The organism is Paenibacillus sp. 598K (assembly GCF_003851045.1).
GTDB lineage: Bacteria > Bacillota > Bacilli > Paenibacillales > Paenibacillaceae > Paenibacillus_D.
This window is the reverse complement of record NZ_BFBX01000384.1, coordinates 1-287: the sequence shown is the minus strand read 5'-3', so window position 1 is coordinate 287 and position 287 is coordinate 1. Positions and strand designations below refer to the sequence as shown.

At 63.4% G+C, this 287-nt stretch carries 1 pseudogene; it reads left to right on the top strand.

Going from position 1 to position 287, the window contains the following annotated elements:
- Window positions 1-287, top strand: a pseudogene (locus PA598K_RS37085) (collagen-like protein); the annotation flags it as partial.

Genomic DNA, 287 nt, shown 5'->3' with positions numbered 1-287 from the left:
TTCAAGACCGCTGCCAATCTGCCGAGCTCCGTGCCCGGCCCACAGGGCCCGGTCGGTCCCACCGGCCTGCCAGGCGTAGTCAGCGTCAATGGCCAGACTGGCGATATCCTGCTGGATACCGCTGAGGAGGGAATCCTCCCCTACAGTGATGACTCGCCGCAGAACACCCGTCTGGACAGCTTCAACGAGATCGGCGTATACAGCTCCGGCACCGCCAATCTGGCAGACCCGGGACCGCCCGACAGCCCTGATGTAGAACATCCCCAGGTTTGGACGCTCTACGTGTC